Below are 16,678 nucleotides of genomic sequence, written 5' to 3'. Positions count from 1 at the left end.
GAATGAACAAAGCTTCATTATTAAATTGCCAGCGGCTGCGCGCCTTACTGGCACTGTTTTTTGGAGCCAGTGGAACACTGGCTTTTTCGCCTTTTGACTTCTGGCCCGCCGCGATTATCTCCCTGTTTGGACTACAACTTCTGACTTTAAACAGAACACCCCGACAAGCGGCATTTATTGCTTTTTGTTGGGGGTTCGGTCTGTTCGGCAGTGGTACAAACTGGGTGTATGTCAGTATTGCTAATTTCGGTGGCATGCCAACAGCAGTCAATATTCTGCTGGTCATATTACTTGCCGCCTATCTCTCGCTCTATCCTGCTTTATTCGCTGGCTTACTCAATCGTTTCTTCGCAAAAACGAACGGGTTGAGGCTGGCTGTAGCGGCACCTGTATTATGGCAACTCACAGAATTCCTGCGAGGCTGGATTCTAACCGGTTTCCCCTGGCTACAATTCGGTTACAGTCAATTAGATGGTCCGATGAAGGCTATCGCGCCAATTTTCGGTGTTGAAGCAATCACTTTCCTGCTAATGGCTATCAGTGGGTTATTCGTTCTGGCTGTGGTACACCGGAAAATTGTCGCGGGTATTATCGCTATCGTCATTCTACTGTTACCATTGCCTATGCGTCATTATCAATGGTACAGCCTACAACCTGAAAAAACCGTTGATGTAGCGCTAGTTCAAGGAAATATTCCACAGTCCCTGAAATGGGACCCTAAAATGCTCAGCGAAACTATAGACATTTACATGGGCAACAGCCTGCCATACATCGGTAAAATACCGATAATCATCTGGCCGGAATCCGCTATTCCTTCATTGGAAAGTTATCAACGCCACTTTCTAACAAAATTGGATGAGCTATTACGTAATCAACATACCAGCCTTATTACCGGTATTGTCGATGAAAGAGCCGTTGGCGACAGTGATAAAATCTATAATAGCGTGATTGTCCTCGGCGATAAAAGACCTTATCAATATCCAGCAGCTATTCGCTACGATAAATATCATCTGGTACCATTCGGTGAATTTGTCCCGCTGGAATCCCTACTCCGGCCTCTGGCGCCATTCTTCAACTTACCCATGTCTTCATTCAGCCGTGGCAACTACATTCAACCGCAGCTTTCTGTTGCAGGATATAACCTGACGGCTGCTATTTGTTATGAAATCACACTGGGTGAACAAGTTCGTGCGAATTTCAAGCCGGATACCGAATTCTTACTCACTGTTTCCAATGATGCTTGGTTTGGTGGTTCAATCGGCCCTTGGCAGCATTTCCAAATGGCGCGCATGCGTTCCCTTGAATTAGGACGCCCGTTACTACGTGGTACCAATAACGGCATTACAGCCGTTATCCGCCCGGACGGAAAAGTGCAAGCAGCACTTCCACAATTTACCCGTAATGTTTTGGTAGCTAAAGTGACACCTGCAACCGGGATAACACCCTATGCACGCTGGGGTAACTGGCCGGTATGGATAATTACCGTATTGTTTGCCCTGTTTGCCTTAACGTATAACCGCCGTAAATCTTAATCCAAATATCCATATAGCCAAAAGGGAGCAAAAATGCTCCCTTGAGATTGTCGATTTAACATTATTAATCGGCCTTATCAACCTATGGAATCGTCTGGCGATTAGTATGAAATATACCTTGCCCAATTCAATCGTTGACCCATCCTAAAATAATTTGGCATGGTTAATAATCAACTATGCCAACTCTCAATAACTGATATCACTCTATGTTATACAAATAACCTACTTAAACAACTTATTGGTATTAATTTTACCCTTCTTTATTATTTTGGCACGCTAATTGCTGCTATATCTATGAATGAAAAGGAAAATAGCTGTTTCACTAATAAAAAATGGGAACATGCACCAAAAAAATGATAATCACGTATCTTTATTGTGCAAGATAAACAACATTGTTCATTTATAGTGCGAGACAGCTCCCGAAATAGAAACAATTCATTTTCATTATCTAACCCTTTTGTACTATTTTTTAACACTATATGTACATATAACAGCAAATGATCCTCGATAAAAAACAAATCCCAGAGAGTCTTTTGCAAACACAACATCGCAAACGATAGCCACATTAAAGGAGTTATATATGCGTATGCGTAACCTAGTATTAACCATGATGTTACTTGGCATCGCGGGGGCTGCTCAAGCCGAAGAATTAACGGGAACACTGAAAAAGGTTAAAGATGATGGTGTGATCATTGTGGGACATCGTGAATCCTCCGTACCTTTTGCTTACTACGATAACCATCAAAAAGTCGTCGGCTACTCTCAGGATTATTCTAATCTGATTGTTGAAGCAGTGAAGAAAAAACTGGACATGCCAAATCTGCAAGTAAAATTGATACCCGTGACTTCGCAAAATCGCATCCCATTGCTACAAAATGGAACTTATGATTTCGAATGCGGTTCCACTTCCAATAACCTTGAACGTCAGAAACAAGTCACTTTCTCTAACAGCATCTTTATTATTACGACGCGTTTGCTGACTAAAAAAGGTTCCGGTATAAAAGATTTCCCAGATTTGGCAGGTAAAAATGTCGTTGTCTCAGCAGGTACGACTTCTGAAATATTGCTGAATAAACTCAACGATGAGAAAAACATGAAAATGCGCATCATCAGTGCAAAAGATCATGGTGACTCATTCCGTACTCTGGAATCTGGCCGTGCAATCGCCTTTATGGTAGATGATGCACTACTAGCAGGTGAACGCGCTAAAGCGAAAAAACCTGATCAATGGGAAATTGTTGGTACACCTCAATCTAGAGAAGCCTATGGTTGCATATCACGCAAAGACGATCTTCAATTCAAGAAGCTGATCGATGAGACCATTGTTCAAGCGCAAACCTCCGGAGAGGCAGAGAAATCATTTGAGCGCTGGTTCAAACACCCCATTCCACCCAAGAACTTGAACTTGAATTTCTCTTTGTCTGATGAAATGAAAGCACTATTTAAATCGCCAAATGATAAGGCACTTGACTAGAAATATAATTAGAAAAATGACTATTTGATTGGCATCACAGGGTGCGAGGTGGCCGTTCCCTACCTCGCTTTTTTTTCTCAGCCAATCAATCGTTTTCAGGGGATCAAGCTACACCCTAACAGGGAGTATTATTATGTCAATCGATTGGAATTGGGGCATCTTTTTGCAAGCTGCCCCTTTCGGCAATACGACTTATCTAGGCTGGTTGATAGCTGGATTTCAGGTGACGATTGCCGTGTCTATCTGCGCCTGGATTATCGCTTTCATTGTCGGCTCACTGTTCGGCATCTTACGCACTGTTCCCAATAAAATATTATCTGGAATAGGTACCTGTTATGTTGAGCTCTTTCGTAACGTACCATTGATAGTTCAATTTTTTATCTGGTATCTGGTTGTACCTGAACTACTACCAGAAAAAATCAGTCTGTGGTTTAAAACTGAACTGGACCCTAATATCCAATTTTTTATCTCATCCACTGTCTGTTTAGGTCTTTTCACTGCTGCTCGGATGTGTGAGCAGGTTCGTGCCGCCATACAATCACTACCACGCGGTCAAAAAGCGGCAGGGCTGGCAATGGGGCTAACTCTGCCACAAACCTATCGCTATGTCCTATTACCCAATGCCTATCGAGTGATTATTCCACCCATGACATCAGAAATAATGAATCTGGTGAAAAACTCCGCCATTGCCTCCACTATTGGTCTGGTAGATATGGCAGCACAAGCAGGTAAGTTACTTGATTACTCAGCACATGCTTATGAAACATTTACGGCGATTACACTAGCTTATATCGGAATCAATCTGGTGATTATGCTTGCCATGCACTTGCTTGAGAAAAAAGTGCGTTTACCGGGTAATATTGGAGGTCAATAAATGTACGAGTTTGACTGGAGTTCGATTATCCCCAGTATCCCATTTCTGCTACAAGGCTTAGTCATTACCGCAAAAATCACGATTATTGCTGTTGTTGTCGGTATTCTCTGGGGAACTGTACTGGCTGTTATGCGCCTCTCTTCGGTAAAAATATTGAGCTGGTTTGCCACTTTATATGTCAATCTGTTCCGTTCTGTACCATTGGTTATGGTACTGTTATGGTTCTATTTGATTGTGCCTAGCCTGGTGCAAAACGTTCTGGGGATTTCTCCAAAGACTGATATTCGTTTAATTTCAGCTATGGTAGCGTTTGCCTTTTTCGAAGCTGCTTATTATTCAGAAATTATCCGGGCGGGAATTCAGAGTATCTCCCGCGGGCAATCTTCGGCAGCACTGGCATTGGGTATGACACCAATGCAAAGTATGAGGCTGGTTATCCTGCCTCAGGCATTCCGTGCGATGACCCCGCTGTTACTGACTCAGGGTATCGTACTGTTTCAAGACACCTCATTGGTGTATGTGCTCAGTCTAGCGGACTTTTTCCGTACTGCGGCAAATATCGGTGAGCGTGATGGCACTCAGGTCGAAATGATCCTATTTGCTGGTTTGGTTTATTTTATTATTAGTATTGCCGCATCTATGCTGGTTAACTATTTGAAGAAAAGGACTGTTTGATGATCTCCCTGAAAAATGTATCCAAGTGGTATGACCAATTTCAGGTTCTCTCCGACTGCTCAACTGAAGTTAAAAAAGGTGAAGTCGTTGTGGTCTGTGGCCCATCTGGCTCAGGCAAATCCACCCTGATAAAAACGGTCAATGGCCTGGAATCCATCCAACAGGGTGAAATTCTGGTTAATGACATTAAAGTTAATGATAAAAACACCAATCTGGCACAACTACGCTCTAAAGTCGGCATGGTGTTCCAACATTTTGAGCTTTTCCCCCATTTATCCATCATTGAGAATTTAACTCTAGCGCAGATTAAAGTGCTTAATCGCAATAAAAAAGCGGCGGAAGAAAAGGGGTTGAAATTACTTGAACGCGTTGGGCTTGCCAGCCAAGCGGATAAATTCCCGTCTCAACTTTCCGGTGGTCAACAACAACGTGTAGCAATCGCCCGTGCTCTTTGTATGGACCCAATTGCTATGCTATTTGACGAACCTACCTCCGCACTCGATCCTGAAATGATCAATGAAGTGCTCGATGTCATGGTTAAACTGGCAAATGAAGGGATGACCATGATGGTTGTTACTCACGAAATGGGCTTCGCTCGTAAAGTAGCCAACCGAGTTATCTTTATGGATGAAGGCAGAATTGTTGAAGATAGCAAAAAAGAAGATTTCTTTGCGAATCCAAAATCAGATCGCGCCAAAGAATTTCTAGCTAAAATTCTTCACTAACCTCATTTCATCCCCGGTGGTGGCTCCCGTCGCCATCGGATTTTCCCTCATAACCTCTGTTTCTTATATATCAAATCAGATATGCTATGCCGACCTCATATTTTACCAACTAAATGATTGCTACAAACGTAGCTTTTTACTCACCATAGGATCATCGGTGCCATGCAAGAACAATACCGTCCAGAAGATATAGAGCCGCAAGTTCAGCTTCACTGGCAAGAGAAGCAAACTTTCAAAGTGACAGAAGACAACAGCAAAGAAAAATATTACTGCCTGTCCATGCTACCTTACCCTTCTGGTCGACTACACATGGGCCATGTACGTAACTACACTATTGGCGATGTTATCTCCCGCTATCAACGTATGCTTGGTAAAAACGTCCTGCAACCTATCGGTTGGGATGCGTTTGGCCTGCCTGCGGAAGGTGCTGCGGTCAAAAACAATACCGCACCTGCTCCGTGGACCTACGCCAACATTGAATATATGAAAGGTCAATTGAAAACACTGGGCTTCGGTTACGACTGGGATCGTGAAGTCACAACCTGTACCCCGGAATATTACCGTTGGGAACAGTGGTTCTTCACCAAATTGTATGAAAAGGGCTTGGTTTATAAAAAAACCTCCGCAGTTAACTGGTGTCCCCACGATCTGACTGTTCTGGCTAATGAACAAGTGGTCGATGGCTGCTGCTGGCGTTGTGATAGCAAAGTTGAACGTAAAGAAATTCCGCAATGGTTTATCAAGATCACTGATTATGCCGAAGAGTTGTTAAATGATCTGGATACGCTGGAAGAGTGGCCTGAACAAGTCAAAACCATGCAGCGCAACTGGATTGGTCGTTCTGAAGGGGTAGAAATCACTTTTGATGTGGCTGATAGTCAGGAGAAGCTGACCGTTTATACCACTCGTCCTGATACGTTCCTGGGTGCCACTTATGTTGCGGTTGCCGCAGGTCATCCTCTGGCAAAACAAGCAGCAGAAAATAACCCCGAACTGGTTGCTTTCATTGATGAGTGCCGTAATACCAAAGTTGCAGAAGCAGATATGGCAACAATGGAGAAGAAAGGCATGGCAACCGGTATGTTTGCTATTCATCCATTGACCAAAGAAAAAGTGGCAATCTGGGTTGCAAACTTCGTCCTGATGGAATACGGCACCGGTGCTGTCATGGCAGTGCCTGGTCACGATCAACGCGACTGGGAATTTGCGACAAAATATAACCTGCCAATAAAAGCCGTTATTCTGGATAGCGAAGGCAATGAACCAAACGTCCATGAAGCGCCTGTAACAGATAAGAATATCCTGTTTAATTCCGGTGAATTTAGCGGTCTGAATCACGAAGATGGTTTCAATGCTATTGCTGATAAACTGGTGGAAATGGGCGTAGGTAAGCGTAAAGTCAACTATCGTCTGCGTGACTGGGGAGTTTCTCGTCAACGTTATTGGGGCGCTCCTATTCCAATGGCAACGCTGGAAGATGGCACAGTTGTTCCGGTTCCAGCAGCTCAACTGCCAGTTATTCTGCCAGAAGATGTCAAAATGGACGGCATCACCAGCCCAATTAAAGCTGATCCTGAGTGGGCGAAAACCACTATTAACGGCCAGCCAGCACTACGTGAAACAGATACCTTCGATACTTTTATGGAGTCTTCCTGGTACTACGCTCGCTACAGCTGTCCAGATTATGACAAGGGCCTGCTCAATCCAGCAGCAGCTAACTATTGGCTGCCAGTTGACCAATACATCGGTGGTATCGAACATGCTATCATGCATCTGATGTATTTCCGTTTCTTCCATAAACTGATGCGTGATGCTGGCCTGGTCAATTCCAATGAACCTGCTAAGCGCCTGTTATGTCAAGGCATGGTTCTAGCCGATGCTTTTTATTACATCGGCAAAGATGGTGAAAAAATCTGGGTTTCCCCAGCTGATACTATTGTTGAGCGTGATGATAAAACCCGAATCATTAAAGCGACGGATAAAGAAGGCCATGAACTGGTTTATACCGGCATGAGCAAAATGTCTAAATCCAAAAACAACGGTATTGACCCACAATTGATGGTAGAAAAATATGGGGCTGATACCGTTCGCCTGTTTATGATGTTCGCGGCTCCACCAGAGCTGACGCTAGAATGGCAAGAATCCAGTGTTGAAGGGGCAAATCGCTTCCTGAAACGTGTATGGCGCCTAGTTTATGAACATAGCAGCAAAGGGGCAACTCAACCGCTAGACATCACAAACCTGACAATGGAACAAAAAGATCTATTCCGAGATCTGCACAAAACCATTGCTAAAGTCACAGATGATGTCGGTCGCCGCCAGGCATTCAATACTGCTATCGCTGCCGTAATGGAATTGATGAATAAACTGGCCCGCGCACCACAGGAAACTGAACAGGATCGCGCTCTGATGCAAGAGGCTCTGCTGGCAGTTGTCCGTATGTTGTCACCAATAACTCCCCATGCTTGCTTTATTATGTGGCAAGCTCTGGGAGGTGAAGGTGATATTGATACGGCTGATTGGCCACAAGCTGATGAACAAGCAATGGTTGACGATACCAAGTTAGTCGTCATTCAAGTTAACGGTAAAGTGCGTGGTCGTATTACTGTGCCAGCTGAGGCGACTAAAGAATATGTTCATGATATGGCAGCAAAAGAGTATGGTGTGACGAAATATCTTGAAGGCGTCACTATTCGCAAAGTCATTTATGTACCAGGCAAACTGCTGAATCTGGTCGTCGGCTGATAAAGGAGGCAATGTGCGACATCGTATTTTAGCGTTGTTGCTGGGGTTAGCGGTGCTGGTCACCGCTGGCTGCGGTTTTCATCTGCGCGGTACCACCCAGGTGCCACCTGAACTCAAAAAGCTGCAATTAACAAGCAGTGACCCATATGGGCCACTGGCCCGTTCCGTTCGCCAACAGCTTCGTCTGAATAATGTCACTATCCTTGAGGATGGTAGCGCTGATGTTCCTGTTTTGAAGTTAATTAACTCTTCTGAAAATAAAGATACTGTCTCTATTTTCCAAGATGGTAAGGCGGCTGAACGTCAATTGACACTGAATGTCGATGCTCAGGTTATTATGCCAGACGGTAGCGTATACCCGCTGCGATCCAGGGTTGACCGCTCTTTTTTCGACAACCCATTAGAGGCCCTGGCGAAAGATGCTGAAAACGAGATAATCAATCAGGAAATGCGCGAACAAGCTGCTCGCCGGTTAGTTCGCCAGTTATTGACCGTTCACAACGCAGAAAAGCAGAAAGCCAGAGAAAAACAGGTGGGACAGCAAGCTGCGCAAGCACAATGATCAAACTCTATCCCGAACAACTGATTTCGCAGCTCAATGAGGGGCTGCGAAACTGTTATCTAATATGGGGTAATGAACCCCTACTATTACAGGAAAGCCAGGATCATATCCGCAAGGCTGCTGAAAAACACGCCTTCACTGAACACTTCACCTATACACTGGATAATCACACCGAGTGGGATGAGATATTCAGTGTTTGTCAGTCACTAAGTCTGTTTGCTAGCCGTCAAACACTCACTTTACTACTGCCGGAAAATGGCCCTAACACAACCATAGCCGAACAACTGGTGAAACTGGCAGGACTACTTCACCCAGATATACTGCTAATACTACGCGGTTTGAAATTGACCAAGGCTCAGGAGAACAGTAACTGGTTCAAAATACTAGGAAAAAATGGTGTTTATGTCAGTTGTCAGCCCCCCGAACAGAACCGTCTGCCGCAATGGGTTGCACACCGGGCCAAAGCCATGAAATTGGCACTGGAAGAACAAGCCAATCAACTCCTGTGTTATTGTTATGAAGGAAATTTACTGGCGTTAGCTCAGGCACTTGAGCGACTTTCCCTGCTATACCCAGACGGTAAACTAACCTTACATCGTGTCGAAAATGCGGTGAATGACGCGGCTCATTTTACACCTTATCACTGGGTAGACTCGCTATTATCAGGTAAAGCAAAACGAGCCTGGCATATTCTGAAACAGTTAAAACAGGAAGATTGCGAAGCTGTTATTCTATTACGTACCGTACAGCGTGAATTACTGCTGCTGCTCACTCTGAAACGTCAAAGTACCACAACCCCGATGAAAACACTGTTAGATCAGCATCGGGTATGGCAAAACCGCCGTCCATTACTGACAAGCGCACTGCAACGTCTCACTCAACATGATTTGCAGCGAGCAATTCATTTACTTGTACAGATGGAACGCCAGATCAAACAGGATTACGGCCAGTCTATTTGGTCAGATTTAGAAACTCTTTCCATGCTGTTATGTGGAAAAACCTTACCTGAGAGCTTTTTTAATGCCTCATACCATTGATTCTACTTGCCCGAAACAACCCGTTATTAAAGCATTATTTGGTGGAACATTCGATCCCATCCATTACGGGCACTTACAACCAGTTGAAACCCTGGCATATCAAACTGGCCTGAATCAAGTGATTTTACTACCAAATCACGTCCCCCCACACCGCCCACAACCGGAAGCCACTGCACAACAGCGGCTTGAAATGGTACAACTGGCAATACAGGATAGCCCACTGTTTACCGTCGATAAGCGTGAACTGGAGCGCACTATCCCCTCTTACACAATTGATACGCTAGAGTCATTCCGTCAGGAACTTGGTAACAAACAACCACTAGCATTTATAATCGGCCAGGATGCTTTGTTATCACTGCATACTTGGCATCGTTGGTCAGAACTACTGAGTTTCTGCCATTTGCTAGTTTGTGCTCGTCCTGGTTATCAAACTCAGTTTTCCACAACTGAAATGCAACAATGGCTTACAAAACATCAAATCTGCGATCCAAGCCAGCTTGGCAGTAAACCTAACGGTTATATCTATCTGGCAGATACACCTCTGCTGTCGATCTCAGCAACAGACATCCGTCAACGCCACCAGCAAGGGTTAAGTTGTGACGATTTACTCCCCCTTTCAGTACAAAAGTATATAGATTCACAGGGGTTATATCGCCAATAGCGGAATCTGCCTCGATTAGTCGCTTAGTTGACTTACCCTTAAGTGACCTGACATGCTATTATTCCGCACTATTTAATCAATTGTGATAAAAAATAAGGATGAGCCTTTTGCAAGGTAAAGAACTCCAACAGTTTGTTATTGATAAGCTTGAAAACTCCAAAGCACAGGATATTGTTTCCCTTGATGTCCAAGGGAAATCAAGTATTACCGATTGCATGATTGTCTGCACCGGAACTTCCAACCGCCATCTGATGTCTGTCGCAGATAATCTGGTTGATGACTGTCGTGCGAGCGGCCTGATCCCACTTGGCGTTGAAGGACAAGGCGTATCTGACTGGATTGTCGTAGACCTCGGTGAAGTTATCGTACATGTCATGCAAGAAGAGAGCCGCCGCATGTACGAACTCGAAAAGCTCTGGAGCTGAGTTTGAAGCTGCAATTAATCACTGTAGGTACAAAAATGCCGGACTGGATACAGGCCGGCTTTACAGATTATTTGCGTCGTTTTCCCAAAGACATGCCATTTGACCTGATAGAAATTCCGGCTGGCAAACGGGGGAAAAATGCGGATATTAAACGCATTCTGGAAAAAGAAGGCGAACAAATGCTGGCCGCTGTCAGCAAAGGCAGCCGTATTGTCACCCTGGACATTCCGGGTTCCCGCTGGGAAACGCCTCAATTGGCGCAACAGCTTGAACATTGGAAACGGGATGGTAGAGATGTCAGTTTGTTGATAGGTGGGCCCGAAGGTCTCGCTCCGGCATGTAAAGCTGCCGCAGAACAAAGCTGGTCACTGTCACCGCTAACCTTACCCCATCCTCTGGTGCGAGTTTTAGTTGCGGAAAGCCTGTACCGGGCATGGAGTATTACGACCAATCATCCCTATCATCGGGAATAATTTGGTTATCAACGGATAAAAGCGAATTTCTGGCAATGGGATGAAGAATAAACGTACCCCTTTTCGTGATTATACGGCTGAATCAGCCCTATTTGCTCGCCGCGCATTGGTGGCGTTTATTATCATCCTGGTACTGACTGGTATCCTGATGGCCAATCTTTACCATTTACAAATCACCCGCCACGAAGACTATCAAACCCGCTCAAACGAAAACCGTATTAAACTGGTTCCAATTGCGCCAAGCCGCGGGATCATTTATGACCGAAACGGCACGCCATTGGCACTTAATCGAACTATCTATCAGTTGGAAATCATACCTGAAAAGGTAGAACACCTTGAGCAAACGCTGAATGATTTACGTAATGTTATCGATCTGACTGACGAAGATATTGCCAATTTTGAAAAAGAGCGTAAACGCTCGCGCCGCTTTACCTCTATTCCATTGAAAACTTCACTTGATCATATTCAAGTAGCACGCTTTGCCGTTAACCAATATCGTTTCCCTGGTTTTGAAATAAAAGGCTACCAACGCCGCTTCTATCCTTATGGTTCAGCACTGACACATATCATCGGCTATGTTGCTAAAATTAATGATAAAGATGTAGAACGATTGGATAAAGAAGGTATTTTACCTAATTACGCCGCTACCCATGATATCGGCAAACTGGGTATTGAACGCTATTATGAAACTGTTTTACACGGCAAAACGGGTTATGAAGAAGTCGAAGTGAATAACCGAGGCCGGGTGATACGCCAATTACATGAACAACCACCACAGGCCGGACAAGATATTTACCTAACTATCGATCTCGAATTGCAGATTTACATTGAGAAACTCCTCACAACCAGCCGCGCTGCGGTCGTTGTCAGTGATCCACGGAATGGGGAAATTCTGGCACTGGTATCTAACCCAAGCTATGATCCAAACCTATTCGTAAACGGTATCTCCAATAAGAGCTACCAAGAGCTATTAAACAATCCTGATAGGCCGCTTATTAATCGTGCTACTCAAGGAATCTATCCTCCAGCTTCGACAGTGAAACCTTTTATTACCGTCGCAGCACTAAGTACAGGCGTTATCAATAAAAATACCACTATTTTTGATCCGGGTTGGTGGCAATTACCGGGTTCAGAAAAACGCTACCGTGACTGGAAACGTTGGGGGCACGGTAGTCTCAATGCACACAGAGCCATTGTAGAATCGGCGGATACTTTCTTCTATCAAGTAGCCTATGATATGGGAATTGATCGTCTATCTGAATGGATGACCAAGTTTGGCTATGGCGAACATACTGGCATCGACCTAGCCGAAGAGCGCACCGGTATCATGCCTACCCGCGAATGGAAACAAAGAAAATATAAAAAACCTTGGTATCAAGGAGATACCATTCCTGTGGGTATCGGCCAGGGATATTGGACAGCAACCCCCATTCAACTGGTAAAAGCGCTGACAACCTTAATTAACGACGGTAATGTAAAAACACCACATCTTCTGCTAAGCAAAAAGCTGAAAGGTGAGATGATCCCTTATCAACAAATAGAAAATATTCAGATCGGTGATATCCATTCAGGATATTGGGAATTAGCAAAAAACGGTATGTACGGTGTTGCTAACCTGCCAAACGGTACCGGCCACAAGAGTTTTATCGGCACGCCTTACAAAGCAGCGGCCAAATCAGGAACAGCACAGGTCTACAGTTATGAAACCTACAATGCCAGTAAAATTGCTGAGCATTTACGGGATCATAAGCTGATGATCGCTTTCGCTCCTTATGAAAATCCGACAGTAGCCCTTTCCATTATTTTAGAGAATGGTGGTGCAGGTCCAGCAGTGGGAACCCTTGTTCGCCAAATCCTCGACCATGTACTATTAGGGGATAACAACACAACATTGCCGAATGCTGTCCCTACACCTCCCGGAACAGAAAGTGACTGATTAACACCATGACAGAAAACCAAAAAAGGGTTCCTCTCTGGACCAGATTACATATCGACCTACCGTTACTCCTGTGCATTTTAGCATTGCTGATATACAGCGCTTTTGTTATGTGGAGTGCCAGCGGTCAAGATATGGGTATGATGGAGCGCAAAATTGGCCAAATTGGTGCTGGACTGGTTGTCATGCTCATCATGGCGCAAATTCCACCAAGAGTTTATGAAAGCTGGGCGCCCCATCTCTATATTGTTTGTGTCATTTTACTGATTTTTGTCGATGCTTTCGGCCAAATAAGTAAAGGTGCCCAACGCTGGCTAGATTTAGGGATCATCCGCTTCCAACCTTCAGAGATTGCCAAAATAGCCGTACCTCTGATGATCGCACGTTTTATGAACCGCGATTTATGCCCCCCATCACTGAAAAATACGACTATCGCTCTGATGCTCATTTTTCTGCCCACTTTACTGGTTGCCGCTCAGCCAGACCTAGGGACTTCAATACTGATCGCGGCTTCTGGTCTGTTTGTCTTGTTCCTTTCGGGCATGAGCTGGAGGTTGATCGGTATCGCCGCTCTACTGTTAACCTGTTTTATCCCCATCTTGTGGTTCTTCCTGATGCATGGCTATCAGCGTGATCGCGTCATGATGCTACTTGATCCAGAAAGCGATCCACTAGGTAAGGGTTACCATATTATTCAATCAAAAATCGCGATTGGCTCCGGTGGTTTATCAGGTAAAGGCTGGCTATTAGGAACACAATCTCAATTGGAATTTCTGCCAGAACGTCATACAGATTTCATATTTGCCGTACTGTCAGAAGAACTTGGTTTGATTGGCGTACTACTATTATTAACATTATATATGTTATTAATTACTCGTGGGCTGGTTATCGCAACCAGAGCACAGAACACTTTTGGTCGGGTTATGGTTGGCGGCCTAATGTTAATTCTATTTGTTTATATCTTCGTCAATATTGGCATGGTGAGTGGTATCCTGCCTGTAGTAGGCGTTCCTTTGCCATTTGTCAGTTATGGCGGCTCTGCGTTAATCGTCTTAATGGCGGGTTTCGGCATTATCATGTCGATTCACACACACAGAAAATTGTTGTCCAAAAGTTTATAGAGAAGAGGTTTCAATGCGTCAACACTGGCTTATATTCGGCATGATTGCAGCCCTGCTATCTGGCTGTACTACTCCTGACAAACAAAAACCTGCCCCGTTACCCGTAGTACCAACGCAGGATGTTCTGGGTGCAGAACCTCGTTATGAGCCTTATCATCCTAGCGCCAATGATGATTATCAGATGAACGGACATACTTATCACATTGTGCAAGCCCCCTCTCAGTTTAGTGAGACAGGTTACGCTAGTTGGTACGGTGAAGAATCTAGCGGCAAAATGACCGCAATTGGTGAACGTTTTAATCCTTATGCTCTGACAGCCGCCCATCCTACCCTGCCAATTCCAAGTTATGTCCGTGTGACCAACTTGAGCAATGGCCGCATGATGATTGTTAGAGTCAATGACCGTGGTCCTTATAAACCAGGGCGAATTATCGATCTATCGAAGGCTTCCGCTGAACGGTTAAACCTAACTCAAAGTACCAAAGTTAAGGTTGATTTTATTGCGGTTGCCCAGGACGGTTCTGTATCCGGTCCCGGTACCATTGGCAGCCAGATAGTTAAACAGAGTTATGCTCTACCGGGTAGACCAACGCTGACAACCAGTCCATTAGGAACACCAACAATGGAGAATATCCCTGATCAGACTAGCAGCCAGCCCTTAACAAATCAGCCGATGAAACTGACGATACAACCGGAAGCGACTGAACAGCTCCCCGCAATGAAGCTGCAACCACCTAAGCCTGTTACAAACAGTACTTCAATAGTCACAACGCCAACAGCCGCCTCAACAAATGGTTTTATAGTTCAAGTTGGTGCTGTTAGCAGTGAGCAACGAGCAAAAGAGTGGCAACAAACACTGGCGCAACGCTTTAATGTTCAAGGCCGCGTAACTCAATATAATAACGTTTATCGTGTACAGTTAGGGCCATTCAACAATCGCCAGCAAGCTGCCGATTTACAACAAAAACTGGCTGACCAGATACAGCAATCTTCTTTTATCGTCAGTCCTTAATCGTTCTCTTACTGATATCTCACTTTGATTCAAATATCAGTAAGAGGAGTAAAAAAATGTAAACCTGAGTCTTGTCAAAATTTGGCAATGTCAGTATTTTTTTCATTTGCTATGATGTGGCTCGATATCAATCTTTTCTCACGGATGTTGTCAAACTAACCATGAAATATACAACCACTTCTCGTTTTATAAAAAGCACCACCTTGGGTATTGCGCTGGCAATAAGTGCTTCTGCCTTTGCCAATGGGAATGATGTCAACCTGAAAACGATGATCCCAGGAGTGCCTCAGATTGATGCGGAAGCTTATATCCTTATCGACTATAACTCAGGCAAAGTGCTGGCTGAGATGAATGCAGATGCACGCCGTGATCCTGCCAGTCTGACAAAAATGATGACCAGCTATGTTATTGGTCAAGCAATCAAATCAGGCAAAATCCACCCAAATGATATGGTCACTGTTGGCACTGACGCATGGGCAACCGGTAATCCGGTATTTAAAGGCTCTTCCCTGATGTTCCTCAAGCCAGGCGATCAGGTCTCGGTTTCTATGTTATCCCGCGGTATAAACTTGCAATCCGGTAACGATGCCTGTGTTGCAATGGCAGATTATGTTGCCGGTAGCCAAGAGTCTTTCGTTAATTTAATGAATGGTTATGTGAAATCGCTTGGATTAAAGAATACGAATTTCAAAACCGCTCATGGCCTGGATGCAGAAGGCCAATACAGCTCTGCCCGTGACATGGCATTGATTGGTCAAGCGCTGATCCGTGATGTTCCTGAAGAGTACACCATCTATAAAGAGAAAGAATTTACCTACAACAATATCCGCCAGACAAACCGTAATGGCTTATTGTGGGATAAGAGCCTGAATGTCGATGGTATTAAAACCGGTCACACTAGCGCAGCGGGCTATAACCTAGTTGCTTCTGCAACGGAAGGCGATATGCGCCTGATTTCTGCGGTATTAGGAGGCCACACTCATAAAGGCCGTGAAACAGAAAGTAAGAAACTGCTGACCTGGGGTTTCCGTTTCTTTGAAACTGTTGCTCCTCTGAAAGCAAGCAAAGAATTCGCCTCTGAACCAGTCTGGTTTGGAGATAACGATAGGGTTCAATTAGGTGTTGATAAAGATGTTTATCTAACTATTCCCCGTGGTCGTCTGAAAGATCTGAAAGCCAGCTATGTCATGAATAATAGTGAATTACATGCACCACTGGCGAAAAATCAAGTCGTAGGTACTATCAACTTTCAACTTGATGGCAAAACTATTGAACAGCAGCCTTTAGTCGTCATGAATGAAGTAAAAGAAGGCAGCATCTTCGGCCGCTTTATCGATTACATCAAGCTACTATTTCATCATTGGTTTGGCTAATTCTTGAGATAATGAAGCGATAAACAGAGTCCATCAAAGCGAATCGGACTACT

General features: G+C 44.5%; 15 protein-coding genes. All 15 read left to right on the top strand.

Annotated elements, in window-relative coordinates:
* Window positions 1–2: 2 nt before the first annotated feature.
* The 15 genes from lnt to dacA all read left to right on the top strand — a co-directional run bounded on the left by lnt (window position 3) and on the right by dacA (window position 16,625).
* The gene (gene lnt, locus LGZ98_RS09220; protein ID WP_113040925.1) at window positions 3–1,532 is read left to right on the top strand and encodes an apolipoprotein N-acyltransferase; all 1,530 of its coding nucleotides are present in this window, start codon (window positions 3–5) and stop codon (window positions 1,530–1,532) included.
* A gap of 580 nt (window positions 1,533–2,112) precedes the next feature.
* Window positions 2,113–3,006 carry an amino acid ABC transporter substrate-binding protein gene (locus LGZ98_RS09215; RefSeq protein ID WP_113040924.1) on the top strand — a complete coding sequence of 298 codons (894 nt, stop codon included), beginning with the start codon at window positions 2,113–2,115 and terminating at the stop codon, window positions 3,004–3,006.
* Window positions 3,007–3,139: 133 nt separating this feature from the next.
* Entirely contained in the window at window positions 3,140–3,880 is a 741-nt protein-coding gene (locus LGZ98_RS09210) for an amino acid ABC transporter permease (RefSeq protein ID WP_262977996.1), read from the top strand.
* The gene (gene gltK / locus LGZ98_RS09205; RefSeq protein ID WP_112878081.1) at window positions 3,881–4,555 is read left to right on the top strand and encodes a glutamate/aspartate ABC transporter permease GltK; all 675 of its coding nucleotides are present in this window, start codon (window positions 3,881–3,883) and stop codon (window positions 4,553–4,555) included. It begins immediately after the preceding gene.
* Window positions 4,555–5,280 carry an amino acid ABC transporter ATP-binding protein gene (locus LGZ98_RS09200; RefSeq protein ID WP_113040922.1) on the top strand — a complete coding sequence of 242 codons (726 nt, stop codon included), beginning with the start codon at window positions 4,555–4,557 and terminating at the stop codon, window positions 5,278–5,280. Before gltK ends, LGZ98_RS09200 begins: the two co-directional genes overlap by 1 nt.
* Before the next feature lie 162 nt (window positions 5,281–5,442).
* Complete coding sequence (leuS, locus tag LGZ98_RS09195) at window positions 5,443–8,025, top strand: leucine--tRNA ligase (RefSeq protein ID WP_113040921.1); 2,583 nt, start codon at window positions 5,443–5,445, stop codon at window positions 8,023–8,025.
* Between the two features lie 13 nt (window positions 8,026–8,038).
* Window positions 8,039–8,587, top strand: a complete 549-nt coding sequence (gene lptE / locus LGZ98_RS09190) for an LPS assembly lipoprotein LptE (RefSeq protein WP_113040920.1) — start codon at window positions 8,039–8,041, stop codon at window positions 8,585–8,587.
* Window positions 8,584–9,624 (top strand): DNA polymerase III subunit delta, encoded by a 1,041-nt coding sequence (holA, locus tag LGZ98_RS09185; protein ID WP_113040919.1) that lies wholly within the window; start codon window positions 8,584–8,586, stop codon window positions 9,622–9,624. Before lptE ends, holA begins: the two co-directional genes overlap by 4 nt.
* Complete coding sequence (gene nadD / locus LGZ98_RS09180; protein ID WP_113040918.1) at window positions 9,608–10,285, top strand: nicotinate-nucleotide adenylyltransferase; 678 nt, start codon at window positions 9,608–9,610, stop codon at window positions 10,283–10,285. The genes holA and nadD overlap by 17 nt, the downstream gene beginning before the upstream one ends.
* Before the next feature lie 98 nt (window positions 10,286–10,383).
* Entirely contained in the window at window positions 10,384–10,710 is a 327-nt protein-coding gene (rsfS, locus tag LGZ98_RS09175; RefSeq protein ID WP_191214694.1) for a ribosome silencing factor, read from the top strand.
* A gap of 2 nt (window positions 10,711–10,712) precedes the next feature.
* Window positions 10,713–11,183, top strand: coding sequence for a 23S rRNA (pseudouridine(1915)-N(3))-methyltransferase RlmH (gene rlmH / locus LGZ98_RS09170; RefSeq protein ID WP_113040917.1), 471 nt, complete (start codon window positions 10,713–10,715; stop codon window positions 11,181–11,183).
* A 40-nt stretch (window positions 11,184–11,223) separates the two neighbouring features.
* Window positions 11,224–13,119 carry a peptidoglycan DD-transpeptidase MrdA gene (gene mrdA / locus LGZ98_RS09165; RefSeq protein WP_113040916.1) on the top strand — a complete coding sequence of 632 codons (1,896 nt, stop codon included), beginning with the start codon at window positions 11,224–11,226 and terminating at the stop codon, window positions 13,117–13,119.
* Between the two features lie 8 nt (window positions 13,120–13,127).
* Complete coding sequence (mrdB, locus tag LGZ98_RS09160; protein WP_112895025.1) at window positions 13,128–14,240, top strand: peptidoglycan glycosyltransferase MrdB; 1,113 nt, start codon at window positions 13,128–13,130, stop codon at window positions 14,238–14,240.
* Between the two features lie 13 nt (window positions 14,241–14,253).
* Window positions 14,254–15,252 carry an endolytic peptidoglycan transglycosylase RlpA gene (rlpA, locus tag LGZ98_RS09155; RefSeq protein ID WP_113040915.1) on the top strand — a complete coding sequence of 333 codons (999 nt, stop codon included), beginning with the start codon at window positions 14,254–14,256 and terminating at the stop codon, window positions 15,250–15,252.
* Window positions 15,253–15,413: 161 nt separating this feature from the next.
* The gene (gene dacA, locus LGZ98_RS09150; protein WP_113040961.1) at window positions 15,414–16,625 is read left to right on the top strand and encodes a D-alanyl-D-alanine carboxypeptidase DacA; all 1,212 of its coding nucleotides are present in this window, start codon (window positions 15,414–15,416) and stop codon (window positions 16,623–16,625) included.
* The last annotated feature ends 53 nt before the right edge of the window (window positions 16,626–16,678 follow it).

It is taken from the genome of Photorhabdus kayaii (assembly GCF_025384895.1).
GTDB classification, from domain to species: domain Bacteria; phylum Pseudomonadota; class Gammaproteobacteria; order Enterobacterales; family Enterobacteriaceae; genus Photorhabdus; species Photorhabdus kayaii.
The sequence above is the reverse complement of the archived record's forward strand: the minus strand, read 5'-3'. Positions and strand labels throughout refer to the sequence as shown.

Coding starts and splice junctions, on each gene's coding strand:
- lnt (WP_113040925.1), top strand. CDS start 3: ATGAACAAAGCTTCATTATTAAATTGCCAGCGGCTGCGCGCCTTACTG.
- LGZ98_RS09215 (WP_113040924.1), top strand. CDS start 2,113: ATGCGTATGCGTAACCTAGTATTAACCATGATGTTACTTGGCATCGCG.
- LGZ98_RS09210 (WP_262977996.1), top strand. CDS start 3,140: ATGTCAATCGATTGGAATTGGGGCATCTTTTTGCAAGCTGCCCCTTTC.
- gltK (WP_112878081.1), top strand. CDS start 3,881: ATGTACGAGTTTGACTGGAGTTCGATTATCCCCAGTATCCCATTTCTG.
- LGZ98_RS09200 (WP_113040922.1), top strand. CDS start 4,555: ATGATCTCCCTGAAAAATGTATCCAAGTGGTATGACCAATTTCAGGTT.
- leuS (WP_113040921.1), top strand. CDS start 5,443: ATGCAAGAACAATACCGTCCAGAAGATATAGAGCCGCAAGTTCAGCTT.
- holA (WP_113040919.1), top strand. CDS start 8,584: ATGATCAAACTCTATCCCGAACAACTGATTTCGCAGCTCAATGAGGGG.
- nadD (WP_113040918.1), top strand. CDS start 9,608: ATGCCTCATACCATTGATTCTACTTGCCCGAAACAACCCGTTATTAAA.
- rsfS (WP_191214694.1), top strand. CDS start 10,384: ATGAGCCTTTTGCAAGGTAAAGAACTCCAACAGTTTGTTATTGATAAG.
- mrdA (WP_113040916.1), top strand. CDS start 11,224: ATGAAGAATAAACGTACCCCTTTTCGTGATTATACGGCTGAATCAGCC.
- mrdB (WP_112895025.1), top strand. CDS start 13,128: ATGACAGAAAACCAAAAAAGGGTTCCTCTCTGGACCAGATTACATATC.
- rlpA (WP_113040915.1), top strand. CDS start 14,254: ATGCGTCAACACTGGCTTATATTCGGCATGATTGCAGCCCTGCTATCT.
- dacA (WP_113040961.1), top strand. CDS start 15,414: ATGAAATATACAACCACTTCTCGTTTTATAAAAAGCACCACCTTGGGT.